Origin of the sequence: Streptomyces sp. NPDC052701, assembly GCF_040678355.1 — a bacterium.
In the GTDB taxonomy this organism is placed as follows: Bacteria; Actinomycetota; Actinomycetes; order Streptomycetales; family Streptomycetaceae; genus Streptomyces.
The window spans coordinates 504,999-522,478 of record NZ_JBFATO010000001.1; the positions used below are offsets into that span (position 1 = coordinate 504,999).

14 protein-coding genes and 1 pseudogene are annotated in these 17,480 nt (G+C 72.5%); 6 read left to right on the top strand and 9 right to left on the bottom strand.

What is annotated here, in order from left to right:
• Positions 1-180 precede the first annotated feature (180 nt).
• Entirely contained in the window at positions 181-573 is a 393-nt protein-coding gene (locus AB0L29_RS02045) for a hypothetical protein (RefSeq protein ID WP_365822324.1), read from the top strand.
• On the opposite strand, the gene AB0L29_RS02050 is transcribed toward AB0L29_RS02045, so the two are convergent.
• Genes AB0L29_RS02050 through AB0L29_RS02070 form a run of 5 tightly spaced genes read right to left on the bottom strand, consistent with a single transcriptional unit; the run spans position 495 to position 4,331 of the window.
• Positions 495-1,301 (bottom strand): TniQ family protein, encoded by an 807-nt coding sequence (locus AB0L29_RS02050; protein ID WP_365822326.1) that lies wholly within the window; start codon positions 1,299-1,301, stop codon positions 495-497. The genes AB0L29_RS02045 and AB0L29_RS02050 overlap by 79 nt on opposite strands.
• 1 nt (position 1,302) lies before the next feature.
• A complete protein-coding gene (locus AB0L29_RS02055) occupies positions 1,303-2,052 on the bottom strand; it encodes a hypothetical protein (protein WP_365822328.1) in 750 nt (249 codons plus the stop codon).
• Entirely contained in the window at positions 2,049-2,561 is a 513-nt protein-coding gene (locus AB0L29_RS02060) for a hypothetical protein (RefSeq protein WP_365822330.1), read from the bottom strand. The genes AB0L29_RS02055 and AB0L29_RS02060 overlap by 4 nt, the downstream gene beginning before the upstream one ends.
• A complete protein-coding gene (locus AB0L29_RS02065) occupies positions 2,539-3,663 on the bottom strand; it encodes a hypothetical protein (RefSeq protein WP_365822332.1) in 1,125 nt (374 codons plus the stop codon). The genes AB0L29_RS02060 and AB0L29_RS02065 overlap by 23 nt, the downstream gene beginning before the upstream one ends.
• Positions 3,664-3,674: 11 nt before the next feature.
• Positions 3,675-4,331, bottom strand: coding sequence for a TnsA-like heteromeric transposase endonuclease subunit (locus AB0L29_RS02070; RefSeq protein WP_365822334.1), 657 nt, complete (start codon positions 4,329-4,331; stop codon positions 3,675-3,677).
• A gap of 501 nt (positions 4,332-4,832) precedes the next feature.
• On the opposite strand from AB0L29_RS02070, the pseudogene AB0L29_RS02075 reads away from it, so the two are divergent.
• The 3 genes and pseudogenes from AB0L29_RS02075 to AB0L29_RS02085 all read left to right on the top strand — a co-directional run.
• Positions 4,833-5,215, top strand: a pseudogene (locus tag AB0L29_RS02075) (hypothetical protein); the annotation flags it as partial.
• 111 nt (positions 5,216-5,326) lie between these two features.
• Positions 5,327-6,196 (top strand): hypothetical protein, encoded by an 870-nt coding sequence (locus tag AB0L29_RS02080; protein WP_365822336.1) that lies wholly within the window; start codon positions 5,327-5,329, stop codon positions 6,194-6,196.
• Positions 6,193-10,476, top strand: coding sequence for an AAA family ATPase (locus AB0L29_RS02085; RefSeq protein WP_365822338.1), 4,284 nt, complete (start codon positions 6,193-6,195; stop codon positions 10,474-10,476). The genes AB0L29_RS02080 and AB0L29_RS02085 overlap by 4 nt, the downstream gene beginning before the upstream one ends.
• Before the next feature lie 80 nt (positions 10,477-10,556).
• Here the strand turns inward: AB0L29_RS02085 and AB0L29_RS02090 are convergent, their stop codons facing one another.
• The 3 genes from AB0L29_RS02090 to AB0L29_RS02100 form a co-directional block, all read right to left on the bottom strand.
• Complete coding sequence (locus AB0L29_RS02090; RefSeq protein ID WP_365822699.1) at positions 10,557-10,685, bottom strand: hypothetical protein; 129 nt, start codon at positions 10,683-10,685, stop codon at positions 10,557-10,559.
• 323 nt (positions 10,686-11,008) lie between these two features.
• A complete protein-coding gene (locus AB0L29_RS02095; RefSeq protein ID WP_365822340.1) occupies positions 11,009-11,890 on the bottom strand; it encodes a YegS/Rv2252/BmrU family lipid kinase in 882 nt (293 codons plus the stop codon).
• 43 nt (positions 11,891-11,933) lie between these two features.
• Positions 11,934-13,529 carry an FAD-binding oxidoreductase gene (locus AB0L29_RS02100; RefSeq protein WP_365822342.1) on the bottom strand — a complete coding sequence of 532 codons (1,596 nt, stop codon included), beginning with the start codon at positions 13,527-13,529 and terminating at the stop codon, positions 11,934-11,936.
• Positions 13,530-13,601: 72 nt separating this feature from the next.
• On the opposite strand from AB0L29_RS02100, the gene AB0L29_RS02105 reads away from it, so the two are divergent.
• Together AB0L29_RS02105 and AB0L29_RS02110 are read left to right on the top strand one after the other, a co-directional pair.
• Positions 13,602-14,201 carry a TetR/AcrR family transcriptional regulator gene (locus tag AB0L29_RS02105; RefSeq protein WP_365822344.1) on the top strand — a complete coding sequence of 200 codons (600 nt, stop codon included), beginning with the start codon at positions 13,602-13,604 and terminating at the stop codon, positions 14,199-14,201.
• Positions 14,198-15,769: a glycerol-3-phosphate dehydrogenase/oxidase gene (locus AB0L29_RS02110; RefSeq protein WP_365822346.1), complete on the top strand. Its 1,572-nt coding sequence runs from the start codon at positions 14,198-14,200 to the stop codon at positions 15,767-15,769. Before AB0L29_RS02105 ends, AB0L29_RS02110 begins: the two co-directional genes overlap by 4 nt.
• Before the next feature lie 190 nt (positions 15,770-15,959).
• Here AB0L29_RS02110 and manD read toward each other — a convergent pair whose 3' ends face one another.
• Positions 15,960-17,201, bottom strand: coding sequence for a D-mannonate dehydratase ManD (manD, locus tag AB0L29_RS02115; protein ID WP_365822348.1), 1,242 nt, complete (start codon positions 17,199-17,201; stop codon positions 15,960-15,962).
• Positions 17,202-17,480 lie beyond the last annotated feature (279 nt).

A 17,480-nucleotide genomic window follows, 5' to 3' on the forward strand; every position in this document is an offset into this window, starting at 1 on the left:
GGACGAGGAAGACCGAAGCACTGCGTCGGCGCATCTTGGGGGCGATAGCTGAGAGGAAGTTGAGGTGATGTTCGGCGAGCGCTTGGGGCAAGAACGCGGGGATGTGTTCGGGTCGCAGGCCGGCACCGGTGGAGGGGAGGCGAAGTCCGCCTTTGCCGGTGCGTCGGAAGGTGGGGCGGCGTGCTGGAAGCGTTCGGAGCATGCGCTGCGGTGCTTCTTGAAGTTCTTGTCCCAGATCAGGTGCCGGGTGGGCGGGATCCCGCTGCGGGTCCGGTTCTCCTCGGGCGCGAGCGCGGAGAGCGCTTCGCGCAGGTCGTCGGCGGCCAAGAGGTGATCGGTGACCTGGAGGAGGCCGGCGCAGGCGAACGCGTCGACAGGCGCCCCAGTGGAGCGGTAGGGACGGGAGTCGGTTCCTTCATGGATGGCGAGGTGCTGGGCGACGGCTTCGGCGAGTTGACGGGTGGTGCCGACCGGCTGGACGCGCGGCCAGCAGATCATGACCAGTCCCGCGAGCAGGATGAGCTCGGTGAAGTACTGCTGTGCCGGCTGTTTCGGACCGCCCGGCCGGAGTAGTCGAAGGATCTTGTGCTGGAGCGCGAGCAGGGCGGGGCCGGGCCGGTGATGGTGCAGTGGAGTGGGTCGTGCGCAAGCGGTGTCCCGCAGGGGGCGCCGGGCCGACTGGTCGGGATGTCCTGATCCGTGGAAGACCGGCAGTGGGCAGGGTGGACTCCGGAGGCGGCAGGACGGGGAAACAGCTGGGCTCTGCTGCTGAAGTTGACCGGTTTATGGCATTGAGGGCGGAGGTGTTCCAGGAACACCTCGTGGAGCGGGCAGGCGAAGACGACCGGAAGGCGCCAGAGGATCTGCCAGGGCCCGCCGTGGGCGCTCTGGATGTCGGAGCCGTCGCCGGCGAGACAGCGAGGGCAGTAGCGGGCGGTCGTGGCGAACAGCCATCCGTCCGTGTGCATGGAGTAGACCTTGCCAGCTCGCACGTTGGCGACGCTTCGGGCCGCCGGCGGGTAGCGGGAGGCGAGAGGTTCCAGCGTCATCGCGCGGACCTCGCGGGGGTCCAGGCGGGTGGTGGCGGCGAAGTTCTTGATCTCGGCGGTGGTCAGCCGCGTGGAGAGTGACGCCCGGGCCCGACCGAGCCGGTCCTGTTCGGTCAAGCCGGTCAGCCGGGCGAGCTCGTGGGGCGAGATGTGCAGGCGGTGGGCCAGCCGCAGGACGAAACCGGCCAGGGACTCGCCCTCCAGCGGGTCGAGGCTGAGTCCGAAGGGCCGCCGCCCGGAGCTCATGGTCATGTCAGTCACCTGCGGCCGGCCTGTTCCCGTGGTCGTCGAGGACCGTGTTGCGTCCGCGGCAGGGCTTGGGCTTGGTGGGCGGGGTGGTGTTCTGCGGGATCTCGGGGACCTCGCCGGCGCCGGGGTCGAGGTCGTCCAGGTTGCCGAGGTGGATCGTGGTCTTCGCGAGCAGTTCGGGGGTGAGGCGTTCCTCGCCGGTGAGGATCGCCTCGGTGCAGCCGTCCTCGATCAGCCGCCGCAGCAGGCCGACGACGCCGCGGGTGCGGCCGAAGAGGTACTCCGGCATTTCGCCGCTGGTGAGCATGCCTTCGAAGGACCGCAGAAGCCGCAGCTGGTCCTCGATGCCGGCCAGGTGGTCGAGGAAGGCGGTGATGCCGGCCGGGGTGGAGTAGTCGAACGGGTCGAGATCGACCATGTCGAACCGGCGGCCGGTCTGCGTGGCTGCTGCGGTGCTGTGCCGCCCGCCTCGCCCGTTGTCGGGGAAGACCCACTGTCCGGTGCGCTGGTCGACGTAGGCGCCGCGCAGGAGGCCGGAGCCGGGGATGTCCACGCCGATCAGGATCAGGGTGACGTTGAGGTCCATCAGTTCGCGGATGAGGTCGAGGGTGTCTTGGTCGTCCTCGCGGTGGAGCCGGAGCCAGGTGATGTCGTCGATCAGCAGGGCGGTGGTGTGATGGTCCCGGATCGCGTCCCGCACCGCTCTGACCAGGTCGTTCAGGGTTCCGGGGTGCGGGTTGCCGTAGACGTTCAAGATCGCCTTGCAGAGTCCCTTGGGTGTCGCGCGGACCGGCAGGCGGCAGTAGGCGACGGGGACGAACACGTCCCGGGTGCCGGGGTGGGGCCGGGTAGCAGCTGGAGGACCTCGCGCCAGACGTCCTCGAAGGACGCGGCCGCGTCGCAGGCGGTCTCGGTCTTGCCCTGGGACCCGCCGCCGTTGATCATCAGGCCGTCGCGGGTGCCGGGCATGAACTTCACCGCGTTGTTCTGCAGCCGGCCGCGCATCAGGTTCGCGACCCGCGCGCTCATCGGCGTCTCCTGCAGCCGCATGTTGACGTGCGTCGCGGTGCGGTGCAGGTCGTGCAGGGCCCGGCGCCGGGGGCTCAGGCTCTGGTGCTCGGCCAGGCTCAGACGCGGAGCGGGCACGAAGGTGCCGCGGATCTTCCGCCACTGCTGCCAGCCCTCCCAGCGGGCGCGGTCCGGCGGCGGACCGGCCCGCAGGAACGGGACGACCGCGTGCTCATCCGGCGTCGTCTGGTCCACCACGGTCCTCCTCCAGGTCGTCCTCGGGCAGGACGAACACGCTGCGGGCCCGGAAGCTGTGGCCCAGCTCGGGCGGCGGGACGGGAGCGGACCGGACGGCCTCCCGCCGTCGGCGCCGTTCCCCGGCGACCGCTTCCTGCGTCTGGCGGGCCCGGCCCGGCCAGCTCAGCACCGTCGCCGTCTCCTCCCCAGCGGGATCGGGAGCGGGGGCGGGTGGTGGGGCCGGTGCGGGCGTGCTCGGCGGCCTGTCGGCCTGCGCGGCCCTGGCCTGGTGCGTCTCGCGGGCGTGCTCGGTGCGCTGGGACTTCTTCAGCTGGGTCGGCCACTTGCTGACCGGGATGTTCGAGCCGATCAGCTCCAACAGCACCGGCAGCAGCTCGGTGTCCGACTTCGGCTTCAGCCCGGCCGCGGCGGCCTTCGCGAGCAGGGCGCTGGCCCGCGCGTCCCCGAACGCCGGCATCTGCCCGGCCCGGGGCATGCCCGTCCAGGGCAGCGGGTGCCAGGCATGGCTGATCGGGTCCTGGAAGAACACCTGGCGCCGATCCCGCGGGTCGCGGCGGATGAGCCACTTGCCCTTGTGCTTGCCGCCCCGCGTCGACAGCTCGCCGCGATAGTCCCGCAGGACGTCGGCGGCGTCGTACCAAAGTCCGCGGATCTTCACCCCGCGGCGCTTGTCGATGCGGACGTAGTGCGCGGGCAGCAGCTCGTAGAAGAGCTCCGGGGAGGGGATGTCCATCGCGAAACCGGTCTGCGCGAACGACGCCGCGAACAGCGAGTTCGGGCTGTGCGAGCCGTCCGGATCCCAGGCCGGGGCGTACTCGCCCAGCTTGCGCTTCTGCCAGACGCCGACGATCCACGTCGCGATCAGGTGCTCGAGCTGGTCGGCCGTCAGGACCGCGTCCGCGGCCGGGTCGGCCCCCGCCGACGACATCCGCGACGACGGCCGGCACTGCGGATGATTGGCCAGGAACCGGAACGTCACTCGCTCGCGGGTGCCGTCGTCCTTCACCAACTGCACCCGGCCCAAGTGCGGTTCGCGACGCTCGACCGTCCACTCCGTCCCGTCCAGCACCAGCCCGGCGCCGGGGGAAAGGTCCAACACCGCCGCCACGGTCACCGGCCCGCCTCCCCGGCGGGCATCACGAGCGAGCGGTCCTGCAGCGGGACGGCCAGGTCGACGCCCAGCTGCCTCGACCACAGCAGGTGCAGCAGCTGGGCCCGGGCGACCGGCTCGCAGCCCGTCGCCGCCGATAGCTCACCGAACCTCCGCCCGCCCTCGACCTCGGCGAGCAGCACCGGTCGAAGCCCCAGCGGATCGGAACTCAGCCGGCGCCGCGACGCCATCGCGTCCAGCCCTGCGAAGGCGTGCTCGCGCCAGCGGGCGGCCACCGCGTAGCGCCAGCCGCAGGCGACGGCGACCTCGGCGGCCGCGGCGAACGACTCCCGGTCCGTGTCCTTGATCAGGGGCTCGGGGCGTACGTCGATCAGCCAGACGCCGCGGCGGGTCACCGCGAGGTAGTCAGGGGTGTGGGCGCGCCGCTTCCCGCAGGTGGCGAAGGAGATCTTCAGCGGCTGCGAGACGACGTCGACCACGTCGCCGGCAAAGTCCAGGGCCAGCAGCACCCGGCTCTCCTCCAGGCTCTCCGCGCCGTGATGACGGCCGGTACTGGTCAGAAACTGCAGGCCAGGACGGTGCCGTTGGTCCCGGCGCCAGGTGAAGTGCCGCATCGGGTCGCTCGTGAGCACCGGCTCCTGTACGAGATCGTGCACCGAGCAGGACACATCGTCCCCGCCGACCCGTCAAGAGACCGTCCACCGTCTCGTCCAGCCGTCGCCCAGCTCCAGACCGAACCTGCCCGCGTCGACGCCCGTCGGCACGAAAAGGTCCTCCCAGCTGCACTGATGCGACCAGACGGACTTGGTGTCAGCGGCTTCGACTACCCTTCCCAACCCAGCGTGTGTAGCGGCCATGACCTCATGGAAGCGCCGTGGAGATCCTCAGGCTCCCGATCTTCGTTTCTGGTGACAGAAAGACTGCTGAATGAGCGTCTGTGACAAGTCGGTTGCCTCGCTGGTGACAACCGGGCTGCTTCGGCCGTCCCCGTTCACCAGCTCAGCCGGTCTCGCTGGTGACAACTTCTGAGCTTCGGCTCATGTACGTGAGTCGAAGCGCGATAGTTGCTACATAGGCAGGATTGTTGTCACCTGTGAGGTGGGGCGCCGGAAGGTCGTTTTCTCAGCTCTTGACGGCCTCTGCGATCTGCTGGGAGCAACTGGCAGGCGGCCGCGTCGGGCTGCTGGCTGGCCTTCGACGGTCCGCCACGCACCCACCACGCCACCGACTGGCGGATGCCGGAGGCCGTACGGGCACTGGCGGAGGGCGGTTTCGGAGACCGGTTGCTGCTGGCGGGGACACGGTGACCGCCGGCGCCCACTCGGTCGACGGTGGTCCGGGGGTGCCGTACCTGCTGCGCGGGGTGCGGACACGGCTGGCCGAGGCGGTGGGTGCCGAGCTGACGGACCGTATCCTCGGCCAGCACCCGGGGCGGGCGTTCGCCACCGGCTGGAGCCGGGCGGCCCGCGCCCCCGGCGCGCCGTCACGTGGCCCTCGCGCCCGCTGCGGCGTCGCTGCTGTCAGCGGGCGATACCCGTGACCCGTGTGTGCGTACCGAGGTCGGCTCCTCCTCGACCGCCACGTAGTCCGGCCCCATACTGTGTCGGCGGCTTCATGGTGCGGCTACAGGGCGAAGAACCGGGGGGGCGGGATGGCGCGGGTCGTGGCGGTGCACGGGATCGGCAAGCAACTCCTCGGCGAGGATTCCCTGTTACGGCAGTGGCGGCCCGCCCTGGCCGACGGGTTGCGCCGAGCGGGGGCCGGGCGCGCCGCGGCGGAGCTGCATGTGGAGATGGCGTTCTACGGTGACTGCTTCCGCCCGGCAGGCGGCTTCCTGGCCCCCGGGGACCCGCCGTACTCCGCGGACGACGTCGCGGAGGGCTTCGAGAGGGAATTGTTGCTCGCATGGTGGACTGCGGCTGCCGAGACCGACGCGGGAGTCGTACCGCCCGGCGCGGAGACACTCGCGGCCACTCCGCAGTCGGTGCAGGCGGCGCTCCGCGCGCTGTCGGGGTCGCGGTTCTTCGCAGGGGTGGCGTTGCGCGGTCTGATCTCCGACCTGAAGCAGGTCCGTCTCTACCTGACCGACGCCGGGATCCGGCAGCGGGTGCGGGGCCGGGTACTGGAGGTGATAGCCGAGGACACGAGGGTGGTGGTGGCGCACTCGTTGGGTTCTGTGGTGGCCTACGAGGCGTTGTGCGCCCGGCCCGGCCACGGGGTGCGGGCCCTGGTCACCCTTGGCTCACCCCTCGGAATCCCGCATCTGGTCCTGCACCGGCTCGAACCTGCGCCGCTGCGCCTGGGCGGTGGGGTACGGGGGATCTGGCCGGGAGGGCGGGAGGTGGTGTGGACGAACATCGCCGATGACGGTGACGTCGTGGCGCTGGTGAAGGATCTCCGCCCGTTCTTCGGCAACCGTATGCGGTCCGTGAGAGTGCACAACGGCGCGCATGCACACGACGCGCTCGCGTACCTGACGGACGCGCTGTGCGGTCGTGCTATCGCTGGCGGCCTTCTGTGAGGGTCCATGCGGACAGGGACAGCGAGGAGCCGCGCCGCTTCCTGATCGCCACGGCCGTCACCAGGTACACCGAGTATCCCGCGTGGGACCGGCCCGAGCTGGCGGAAGCGCGGGAAAAGATCGTCGATTTGTTCAGTCAGCAACTCGGTTACCAGCACCGGACCGAGCTGGGGCTCAACCCTACCCGCAACGAGCTCACGGACCACCTGCGCGCGTTCTGCAAGGCCTCGGACCGCCGTGAGGACGACCTGCTGGCCGTGTACGTCTCGTGCCACGGCGATGTCCTGGACCACAGCGGCGACCATGTCCTGTACATGGCCGACACCGACCCCGGCGATGTGTCGTACACCGCGCTCCGCACCGTGGAACTCGCTCGCGTCACGCTGCTCGAAACCAAGGTCCGCCGCCTGCTGTTGATTCTGGACACCTGCTATTCCGGTCAGGGAGGCAATGAACTGGCCGCGGCCGCCCTCGAACGGGTCGGCGTAGGCTGGGGAAAGTCCACCGGAGCCGGTCTGATGGTCATCTCGTCCGCTCAACCTCACGAGCAGGCGAAGGCCGGCGCCTTCCCGACGCTGTTCACCGAGGCCGTCGGCAGCTGGGCCACCGCCGGTGAGGTCCCGCAGGCGCTCCCGGTGTCCACCGTGGTGCAGGCGATGAACGATCACCGCGCACGGCCCAAATACCAGCGCATCTCCCTCACCGTCGTGGGACTGACCGGTGAACCGCCTCCGTTCCTGGCCAATCCCCGGCACAGTACCCAGCTGCCCCATGGCGACCTGGCTGTTCAGCACGCCGCCGAATTCGCCGCACAGGCCCGTCGCCGGGACACGGAGCTGACGACGCGCCTGCTGGCGCGCGCAAAGGCCTCTCACGGTGACAGCACAGACGAGTGGTGGTTCTGCGGTCGCCACTCGGCCCTCACAGCGATCACCGACTGGCTCGGCCGGCGTGCACCGGAGAGGCATCCGGCCGCGCTCGTGGTCACCGGAGGACCCGGCTCGGGAAAGACCGCCGTCCTGGGTCTGATCGCCGCTCTTTCCCACCCCGAACGCAGCGACACCGTGCCGAAAACCCATCTCGGTCTCGCTCCGCACATGATCCCCGCCAAGGGCTCCCTCGATGTGGCCCTCTACGCTCAAGGACTCACCGACAGCGATGTCCTCCAAGGCTTGGCGGCTGCGATGAAGGTCCGCGCTGACACCACTGATACTCTACTGGCGGCCCTCAAGGGCCGTAATGGCACGCGTCCCTTCACCGCGCTGATCGATGCCGTCGACGAGGCCGCCACGCCCGAGACCCTGTGTTCGCAACTGCGAGATCTGATCGAGAAGTCCCGCGGCCGCATCCGGTTCCTGCTGGGTCTGCGCCCGCACCTGATGGGTGCCCTCGGCCTGGACGACGAGAGCACCCCTGACCGTGAGCCGGCCATCGACCTGGACGCCCCCCGCTACGCCGACCGTGATGCCCTGCACGCGTACACCGTGCGCAGCCTGCTCGATTCCCACCCCCACTCTCCCTACCGGCTCAACCGCACCGCGCTGGGACCAGTGGCCGAGGCGGTGGCAGACGCCGCCGGCAATTCCTTCCTCGTCGCCCGCATCACCGCCGGCACCCTGGCCGCGGCCGACCACGCCGCCGACCCGCACGACCTCAAGTGGGTCGCCGGGCTGCCACGCCATGCCGGGCAGGCCATGCGCGAGGACCTCACCCGCAGGCTGGGCCGGGACGCCGAGCGCGCCGCCGACCTGCTGCGCCCCCTGGCCTTCGCCGCCGGACAGGGCTTGCCCTGGGAGGACATCTGGGCCGCGCTGGCCCGCGCCGTCTCCGGGCGGGACTACACCGACGAGGACCTCCAGTGGCTCCGCCAAAAGGCCGGCTCCTACGTCGTGGAGGCCACGGAGGCCGGTCATTCCGCCTACCGGCTCCACCACCAGGCCTTGGCGGAACACCTCTGCGAGGGAATCGATCCCAAGGCCGTGCACGCCGCGTTCACCGACATCCTCATCACACGCGTTCCCTACCGGATCGACGGTACGCGCAACTGGTCCGTCGCCCACCCCTACACCCTGCGCCATCTGCCGTACCACGCCGCTGTTGCGCACTGCCTGGACGACGTCGTCACGGACCCCGGCTTCCTGGTCCACGCCGACGCCGACGTCCTCGTACCCGCCCTGCGGTCCGTCCGTACTACCGAGGCACGAGCAGCCGCCACGGTCTACCGCACCTCCCTCGAGCAGCACCGCCGCGCCACGCCCGCACTCAGACACCACGTGCTCGCCCGCGACGCCGCCCGGCACCAGCTCTCCGCTCTGCACGCGCCCCTCGTGGAGCACCTGCCCCCGGACAGCTGGAAACCGAGGTGGGCCACGGCAGGCACCGTTTCTCCCGGGGAGCTGCTGGACACGCTCCTCGGGCACACGGCCGGTGTGCTCGCCGTTGCCTGCGCCACGGTCAAAGGCCGCCCGGTCGCCGTCACCGGCAGCCACGACCGTACGGTGCGCGTATGGGACCTGAACAACGGCCGGCTCCTGATCGATCCCCTTCCCCTCTCCGGCAGTTGGCAGTGCGCCGTGGCCTGCACCACGGTCGACGACGTCCCCGTGGCCGTGATCGGCGACAACGACGAGGTACAGGTGTGGAACCTGACCAATGGGCGCCTTTTCGCAGAACCCCTCCCCACGTCCGCCCACGGAACGAACGCTTTGGCCTGCACCACCATCGGCGATCGCCCCGCCGTAGTCATCAGCGAGAACGACGCGATACGAGCGTGGGACTTGAAGACCAGCCGCCCGGCCGGTGCGCCGCTTCCCATCCCATTCGGATGGGGGAGTCAGCCCCTAGCCTGCGGGATGGTCCGTGACCAGCCGGTCGCCGTCACCGCCAACGACGACTCCGTGCTGGTGTATCACTTGGCCGGTGACCGCCCCGTGCGAGTGCCCCCCGGTCTTCAGTCATGGACGGCTGCCCAGGTCGCCTGCACCACGGTCGGGAACCTTCCCGTCGCCGTCACCGGCAGCCTGCGCGGACACCTGCGGATCTGGAACCTGAACACCGGCCAGCCCATCGGCGATCCCCTCACCGGCCATGCCGGAATGGTGCTCGCGGTGGCCTGCACCACCATCGGTGATCGCCCCGTCGCCGTCAGCGCCGGGGAGGACCGCACCGTACGCGTCTGGGACCTGAAAAACCGCCAGCCCGCCGGCGATCCCCTGACCGGCCACACGAAACCGGTGCGGGCAGTAGCCTGCACCATAATGGACGGCCGCCCCGTCGCCGTCAGCGCCGGGGAAGACCGCACCGTACGCGTCTGGGACCTGAGCACCCGGGAGTCGGCGAACGCGCAGGGGATTAGGACCGCCAGACCGGTGCGCGCGGTGGCCTGCGCCACCCTCAACGGCCTCCCCGTCGCCGTGAGCGCCGATGCCGGTGGAAGAGTACGGATCTGGGAGCTGGCCACCGGCCGGCCATTGGACGAGTGGCGGGCCGGGCACACCGGCGCGCTGTGCGCGATGGTCTGCACCACGGCCGGTGCTCACACCGTCGCCGTCACCGCCGCCGAGGACGGAAGCGTGCGGGTCCAGGACCTGGCCACAGGTCGGCTGCAAGACGAGATCCTTCCCGACTACCAAGGGCTCCGTGCGCGGCCGGTGCTGGCTTGTGCCACGGTCCGCAGCCGTTCGGCCGTCGTCATCGGTAGCGATGTGGAAGGACTGAGAGTGTGGGACCCGGTCGCCCAGCAGGCGCTCACCGGCCCCTCAAGGGCCTTCGGCATATGCGCGGTAGCCTGCACGACGGTCGAGGGTCATCCCATCGCCGTCACCGGCAGTGAACACCGGACGGTGGGCATGTGGAACCTCAACACGGGCCATCCGGTGGACGAACCCCTCACCGGTCACACCGGGGCAGTGCGGACGGTGGCCTGCACCGCGGTGAGAGGACGTCCCGTCGCCGTCACCGGTAGCGAACACCGGACCGTACGCTTCTGGGACCTCGCCGCAAGACAGGCCCTCGGCGACCCCGTGAACGCCCATGCCGGGGCAGTGCGGACGATCACGTGCACCACCGTCGCAGGCCGCCCGGTCGCCATTACCGGCGGCGACGACAGCACCGTGCGCGTGTGGGACGTGGAACACCGACGCTGTACGGCCGAACTGCTGATGCCCGCGCCCGTGTACGCGTGCGCGGCCGGCCCGGGCGGGAAGCTGGTCGTGGGTACCGGCAGCAGTGTCGTGATGCTCAGCCGCGACCGGGCCGGTCTGCCCTCGGTGGCCTGGTGAGCCCGCCCGGGGTGGTGGCCCGGGCGGCGAGCCGGGCGCAGCTGTCGGCCGCGCTGGCGGGACGGAGTGCGGTCCGGCCGTCAGCGCAGCGCCCCCAGTGGGCCGTCGAGCACCGGCTGCCAGGCCAGTTCCGCCGCACCGACCAGGCCGTTGCGGTCGAGCGTGCACGTGAAGATCTGCCGCAGCGCGTGTAGCGGCCATGCCCTCATAAAACCGCCACGGAGAGGCGCAGGCTCTCGATGCACTTCTGGTGACAGAAAGACTGCTGAATGAGCGCGTGTGACAAGTCGGATGCCTCGCCTGTGACAACCAGGATGCTTCGACCGATGCCTTTTGCCAGCTCGTCCGACCCTGCTGGTGACAACTCCTGAGCTTTGGCTCAGGTCCGGGCGCGCTCACCGGCCCCGCGTGCCGGCCCGGGGCGAGCGGGCGGGCGACCGCCCCGCCCGGCCGGGCGGGGCGGTGGTGCGGCCGGGGTCCCGCGGGCGGCTTCGGGTACTGTCCGGGCGGTGGCCGCCCGGACCCCCGGCGCTCAGCGGAGCACGTTGAGCGCGCCCGGCTGCACGCACACCCTCACCGGCAGCGCGGCGTCGACCTCGCCGTCCGCGCCGTAGGGCAGGGCCCGGTCGGCCTCGATGCGGATCTCCCTGCCGCGCAGCACCTCCACCTCGGGGCGTTCGAGGTGCTCGCCCGTCTTGAGCTCGTTCATCACGGCGAAGAACAGCCGCCTGGGGGCGTGCCGGATCACGACGACGTCGAGCAGGCCGTCGTCGACCCGGGCGCCGGGGGCGATGCGGCGCCCGAAGCCGTAGAAGCCGGAATTGGCCGCCACCACCGTGTAGCCGCGCCGTTCGTGGACCTCCCCGTCCACGGTGACGCGGTAGCAGGCGGGCCGCCAGGTCGTCACGGCGCGCAGCCCGCCCGCGTAGTAGGAGGCCGCGCCGCGCAGCAGCCGGGTTTCGTTGGCGTACCGGTTGGCGACCGCGTCGATCCCCGCGTACACGCTGCCGAGCACCGACACCCCGGCGTGGACGGCCGATTCGACGCGGATGGTGTCGACCGGCCGGGGCGAGCCGTTCAGCAGCAGAGCGGCCAGGGACGGCGCGTCGGCGGGCAGGCCCAGGGCCCGGGCGAAGTCGTTGCCGCGGCCCGCCGGCACCAGGCCGAGGACGGAGCCGGTGCCGCTGAGGGCGCCGCCGACGCGGCCGGCCATGCCGTCGCCGCCGACGGCGAGCACGACGTGCCCCTGCTCGCCCGCCCGCCGTGCGAGGTCTCCGGCGTGCTGGAGGCTGCGGCTGTACTGCGTGTCGAGCCGGGCCCCGGCCTCCCTCAGCAGCCGGGCCAGCGGAAGCAGGGCCGCAGTGCCGCTGGAGCCGCCTGCTGCGGGGTTGACGACCGCGGTGAACTGTCGCATGGGTGCGCCTTTCGGGAGGCGGGGCCGGTCGGGCGGAGGTCGGTCAGCGGAGGGGGAGAAGCACGCCGGGGTTGAGGATCCCGGACGGGTCGACTTCGGCCTTGACGGCCTGCAGGACGCGGATGCCGACCGGTCCCGCCTCCCGGACGAACCAGTCCCGGTGGTCGGTCCCGACGCCGTGATGATGGCTGATCGTGCCGCCGGCCGCCAGGATCGCGTCGTTCACCGCCCGCTTCACCGGGGCCCAGTGCGCGACGGGGTCCTCGCCCTGGGCCGAGACCACGGTGAAGTACAGCGACGCGCCGTTCTCGTACACGTGCGAGACGTGGCACATGACCAGCGGCGGAGTGCCCGCCTCGGTGAGCGTCGACGTGAGCGTCCGGCGCACCGCGTCGTACAGCGCCGGGAGACCGGACCAGAAGGCCGCGGTCTCCAGGGTCTCCACGAACGCGCCCGCGTCCAGCAGCGCGTCGCGCAGGTACGGGGCGTCGTAGCGGCCGCGGGCCCAGCGTTCGCCCGGCTCCTCGCCCGCGAACTCGCCCCCGCAGGCCAGCAGCACCTCCCGGGCGCGGGCCCGCCGCCGCGCGGTCTCCTCGGCCGTCCCCTCGTACCCGGCGATCGCCGTGCAGCCGGCCGGCGGCGCGCCGCCGGAGCGTCCGATCCCGTCCGGCTGGGCGAGGCCGACGAACGTCTCGGTCTCGTCCGACAGCCGCAGCACGGTGGGCCGCGGCCCGTCCTGGGCGAGCCTGCGCAGCGCCGCGGTCCCCGCCTCGAAGGAGGCGAAGCGCCAGCCCTCGTGGATCCGCGTCCGCGGCAGCGGCCGGATCCGCACGGTCACCGAGGTGATCACCCCGAGCGCGCCCTCGGAGCCGAGGATCAGCTGGCGCAGGTCGGGCCCGGCCGCCGAGCGGGGCGCGCGGCCGGCCTCCAGGGTGCCCTCGGGCGTGGCGACGGTCAGGCCCAGCACCATCTCGTCGAACCGGCCGTACCCGGCCGACGCCTGGCCGCTGGAGCGCGCCGCGGCGAAGCCGCCGATCGAGGCCCACTCGTACGACTGCGGGAAGTGGCCCAGGGTGAAGCCCCGCTCGTTGAGGAGCGCCTCGGCCCGCGGGGCGCGCAGCCCGGGCTGGAGCGTGGCGGTGCGGGAGACCTCGTCGAGCGCGAGCAGCGCGTCCATGCGCCGCAGGTCCAGGGCGACGAAGGCGCGCCCGCCCCGCGGGGCGAGCCCGCCCACGACCGAGGTGCCGCCGCCGAACGGCACGACGGCCAGCCCGTGTCCGGCGCAGACCCGCAGGACGGCCAGGACCTCCTCGTGGCTGCCCGGCAGGACGACGGCCGCCGGGGCGTCGTCGGCCTCGCCGGTGCGGATGCGCAGCAGGTCGGGCGTCGACCTGCCGCGCGTGTGCCGGATCCGGCTCTCGGCGTCGGTGCGCACGTGCGCCGGCCCGCCGCAGCACTCGGCGAGGGCCGCGCGCGCCTCACCGGTGAGCGGGGAGGCGGGTACGGCGACCGAGCCGAGGGGGACGGGGGCCGTCCCGCGCGGTGCGACGCCGAGCAGGTCGCGCAGCAGGCCGGTCACCGAGTCGGGCAGCGGGGCCGCCCTGGCCGGGTCCCCCCAGCCGCTCCACACCATGTCCACTTGGGTCGTTCCTCACGTCGGTCTCGCGGGGCGCCGCGCCGGGCGGCCTGCACTGGCATTACACTGTGACAGATGACGCCCATTCGTCACAACCAGTCGGACGCGGACGCCGTGCTCGACGCCGCACGCGACTGCGTCCTCGCCGTCGGCGTGCGCCGGACCACCCTGACCGACGTGGCCCGGCGCGCCGGCGTGTCCCGGATGACGCTCTACCGTCGCTGGCCCGACGTGCGGACCCTCGTCGGCGACCTCATGACCAGGGAGTGGATCGCCCTGGCCGTCTCCGCCATGCCCGCCCCCGACCCCGCCGTCCCGACCCGGGCCAGACTCGTCGGCGGACTGGTCGCCGGAGTCGCCGCCTTCCGCGCCCACCCCCTCTTCCACAAGATCCTCGACGTCGACCCCGAACTGCTCCTGCCGTACGTGCTCGACCGCCGCGGCGCCAGCCAGGACGCCTTCCTCGGCCTCATCACCGGCGCCCTGGGCGAAGGACACGCCGACGGGTCGGTCCGCCGCGCCCACCCGGACCGCCAGGCCCGCTCCCTGCTCCTGGTCGTGCAGTCCTTCACGCTCTCGCTGCGCACGATGACCGACGAGTCCGACCCCGACCTCACCGACGCCGCCTTCCTGGAAGAGCTGCGCACCCTCCTGGAGAGGACCCTCGCCCCATGAGCAGCCCCAGCGGCAACCCCGGCGCCTCCTCGCTGAACGCGCAGCGCCGCGCCCGGGAACTCGCCGGACTCGCCGACGGGGCCCGCGTCGACGTCCTCGTCGTCGGCCTCGGCGCCACCGGCGCCGGAGCCGCCCTCGACGCCGCCGGCCGAGGCCTGACCGTCGCCGCGATCGACGCCCACGACATCGCGTTCGGCACCTCCCGCTGGAGCTCCAAACTCATCCACGGCGGACTGCGCTACCTCGCGAGCGGACAGTTCGACGTCGCCCGCGAAAGCGCCGTGGAACGAGGCGTCCTCATGGAACGCACCGCGCCCCACCTGGTGCGCGCCCAGCCCTTCGTCCTCCCCCTGACCCCGCTCGTCCCGCGCGGACAGGCCGCGCTCGCCCGGGCCGGACTGCGCGCTGGCGACCTGCTGCGCGCCGCCGCCCGCACCCCACGCGCCACCCTCCCCGCCCCGCGCGCCCTCACCGCCGTCGAGACCCGGCACATGGCCCCCGCCCTGCGCCCCACCGGGCTGCGCGGGGGACTGCTCTCCTGGGACGGCCAACTCACCGACGACGCCCGCCTGGTCACCGCCATCGCCCGCACCGCCGCCGCCCACGGCGCCCGGATCCTCACCCGCACCCGCGCCCTCGCCCTCGACGGCTCGGGCGCCAGGGTCCGGGACGAACTCACCGGCACGGAGCTGGACATCCGGGCCCGCGCCGTCATCAACGCCACCGGCGTCTGGGCCGGCGGCCTCGTCGGCGGCATCCGGCTGCGGCCCTCCCGCGGCACCCACCTCGTCCTGCGCTCCGACGCCCTCGGCAGCCCGGCCGCCGGCCTGCACATCCCGGTCCCGGGCGAGAGCAACCGCTTCGTGCTCGTCCTGCCCCAGGGCGACGGCCGGGTGTACGCCGGTCTCACCGACGAACCCGTGGACGGCGACGTCCCGGACGTGCCGGAGGTGCCCGAGACCGACATCGGCTTCCTCCTCGACGTCCTCGGCTCCGCCCTCGATGCCCCCCTGCGCCGCGAGGACGTCGTCGGGGCCTTCGCCGGACTGCGCCCCCTGCTCGACACCTCCGGCGCGCAAGGCCCCGGCCGCACCGCCGACATCTCCCGCAGGCACGCCGTGCTCACCTCGCCCGAGGGTGTCGTCACCGTCGTCGGCGGCAAGCTCACCACCTACCGGCGGATGGCCCAGGACGCCGTCGACGCCGCCGTCGCCGCACGCGCCCTCACCGCCGGCCCGTGCCGCACCCGCGCCCTCCCCCTCGTCGGCGCCGCCGGCCGGGCCGCCCTCGCCGCCGTCGACGCGCCCGGCCGCCTCGTCCGCCGCTACGGCACCGAGGCCCCGGCGGTCCACGCCCTGGCCCTCGCCGACCCGGACCTGGGCCGCCCCGTCGTCCCCGGCCACCCGGTCACCAAGGCCGAACTCCTGTGGGCCGTACGCCACGAGGGCGCCCTCGACGAGTCCGACCTGCTGGACCGGCGCACCCGCATCGGCCTGGTCCCGCACGACCGCGAGGCGGCCCGCGCGGCCGTCGCCGACATCCTCGCGACCGCGGACGGGACCGTCTGAGCCGGCGGGGGAGCGCCGTCACGTTGCCGGAGCGGCATCCGACGGTACGTCGGAACGTGGTCGGCCCGGGCGCCGGACCCGGACCCGGGCCCGGCCCGGGCCGCCGCGACCGCGGCGGCGATGTCGGTGAGCCGGTCCCGGATCACGGGACGGCCGGTCGTTCCGGTGCGGCGGCCGGGGCGGGCCCGGCTCACCAGTCGTGCACGGTCCCGTCCCGCAGCCTGCTGACCGGCAGGTACGCCGGCTGGTACGGGAAGCGGCGCGCCGCCTCGAGGTCCAGGTCGACGCCCAGCCCCGGGGTGTCGGACGGATGCAGCAGCCCGTCCTCGAACCGGTAGGAGGTGCGGAAGACCTCCAGCGTCCGCTCCGAGTGCCGCATGTACTCCTGGATGCCGAAGTTGTGGACGGCCAGGTCCAGATGGAGCGCGGCGGCCATGCCCACCGGGGAGATGTCGGTCGGGCCGTGCATCCCGGATCTGACGCCGTGGACGGCCGCAAGGTCGAGGAGCTTGCGCATCGCGGTGACGCCGCCGATGTGGGTGACCGCGGAGCGCACGTAGTCGATCAGCCGCTCGCTCAACAACGTGGTGTAGTCGTACACCGAGTTGAAGACCTCGCCGATCGCCAGCGGTGTGACGGTGTGCTGCCGGATCAGACGCAGGGCCGCCTGGTCCTCCCCGGGTGTGGCGTCCTCCAGCCAGAACAGGTCGTACGGCTCCAGCGCCTTGCCCAGCCGGGCGGCCTGGATCGGCGTCATCCGGTGGTGCCCGTCGTGCAGCAGCGGCAGTTCGGGGCCGAACTCGGCCCGCACGGCCTCGAAGACGGTGGGAACGTGCCGCAGGTAGGCGCGCGTGTCCCAGGTCTCCACCGCGGGCAGGGGCCGCCCGCCGGCGGCGCGGCGCGCGGGCTCGTAGTCGTAGCGCTCCCCGCCGCCCGCGCCGGAGGCGGCCACGCCGTAGACCGGGCCGAGGCCGGGGATCCCGGTCTGGACGCGGATGGCGCGGTAGCCCAGCTCCAGGTGCGCGCGCACGGAGTCGAGCAGTTCGGGCACATCGCGGCCGGAGGCGTGCCCGTAGGCCAGGGCGCCGGTGCGGGACGCCCCGCCCAGGAGCTGGTAGAGGGGCATCCCGGCGCTCTTGGCCTTGATGTCCCACAGCGCCGTGTCGACCGCCGCGACGGCCGCCATCGTCACGGGACCGCGCCGCCAGTACGCGCCCCGGTAGAGGTACTGCCAGGTGTCCTCGATGCGGGAGGCGTCGCTCCCGACGAGGAGGGGCACGACATGATCGTCCAGGTAGGACCGGACGGCCAGTTCACGGCCGTTGAGCGTGGCGTCACCGAGGCCGGTGATGCCGTCCTCGGTGGTGATGCGCAGGGTGACGAAGTTCCGTCCCGGGCTGGTGACGATCACCTCGGCGGACACGATCTTCATGGCTGGGGCCCCTCTTTCGGTCGGTTCGGTGGATCGGCCGGGCGAGCAGGCCTCGTCCAGGGGAGGGCCGGCGAGGCCGTGGGACCTCCGTGCCGTCGTCGCCCGTGGAGCTCCCTGACGCGTCCCCGGAACCCGCGGGCGGGTCGTCCTCGGGACCGGTCATGCCAGCGAGGCTAAATCACGGGACCCGTCTGGTCAGCCGTCCGGCCGGCAGCAAGAGGAGCACGGACGACCCCCGTGGGCGCATGCCGGGGCGCACCCTCCGCTGCGTCCCCTCTC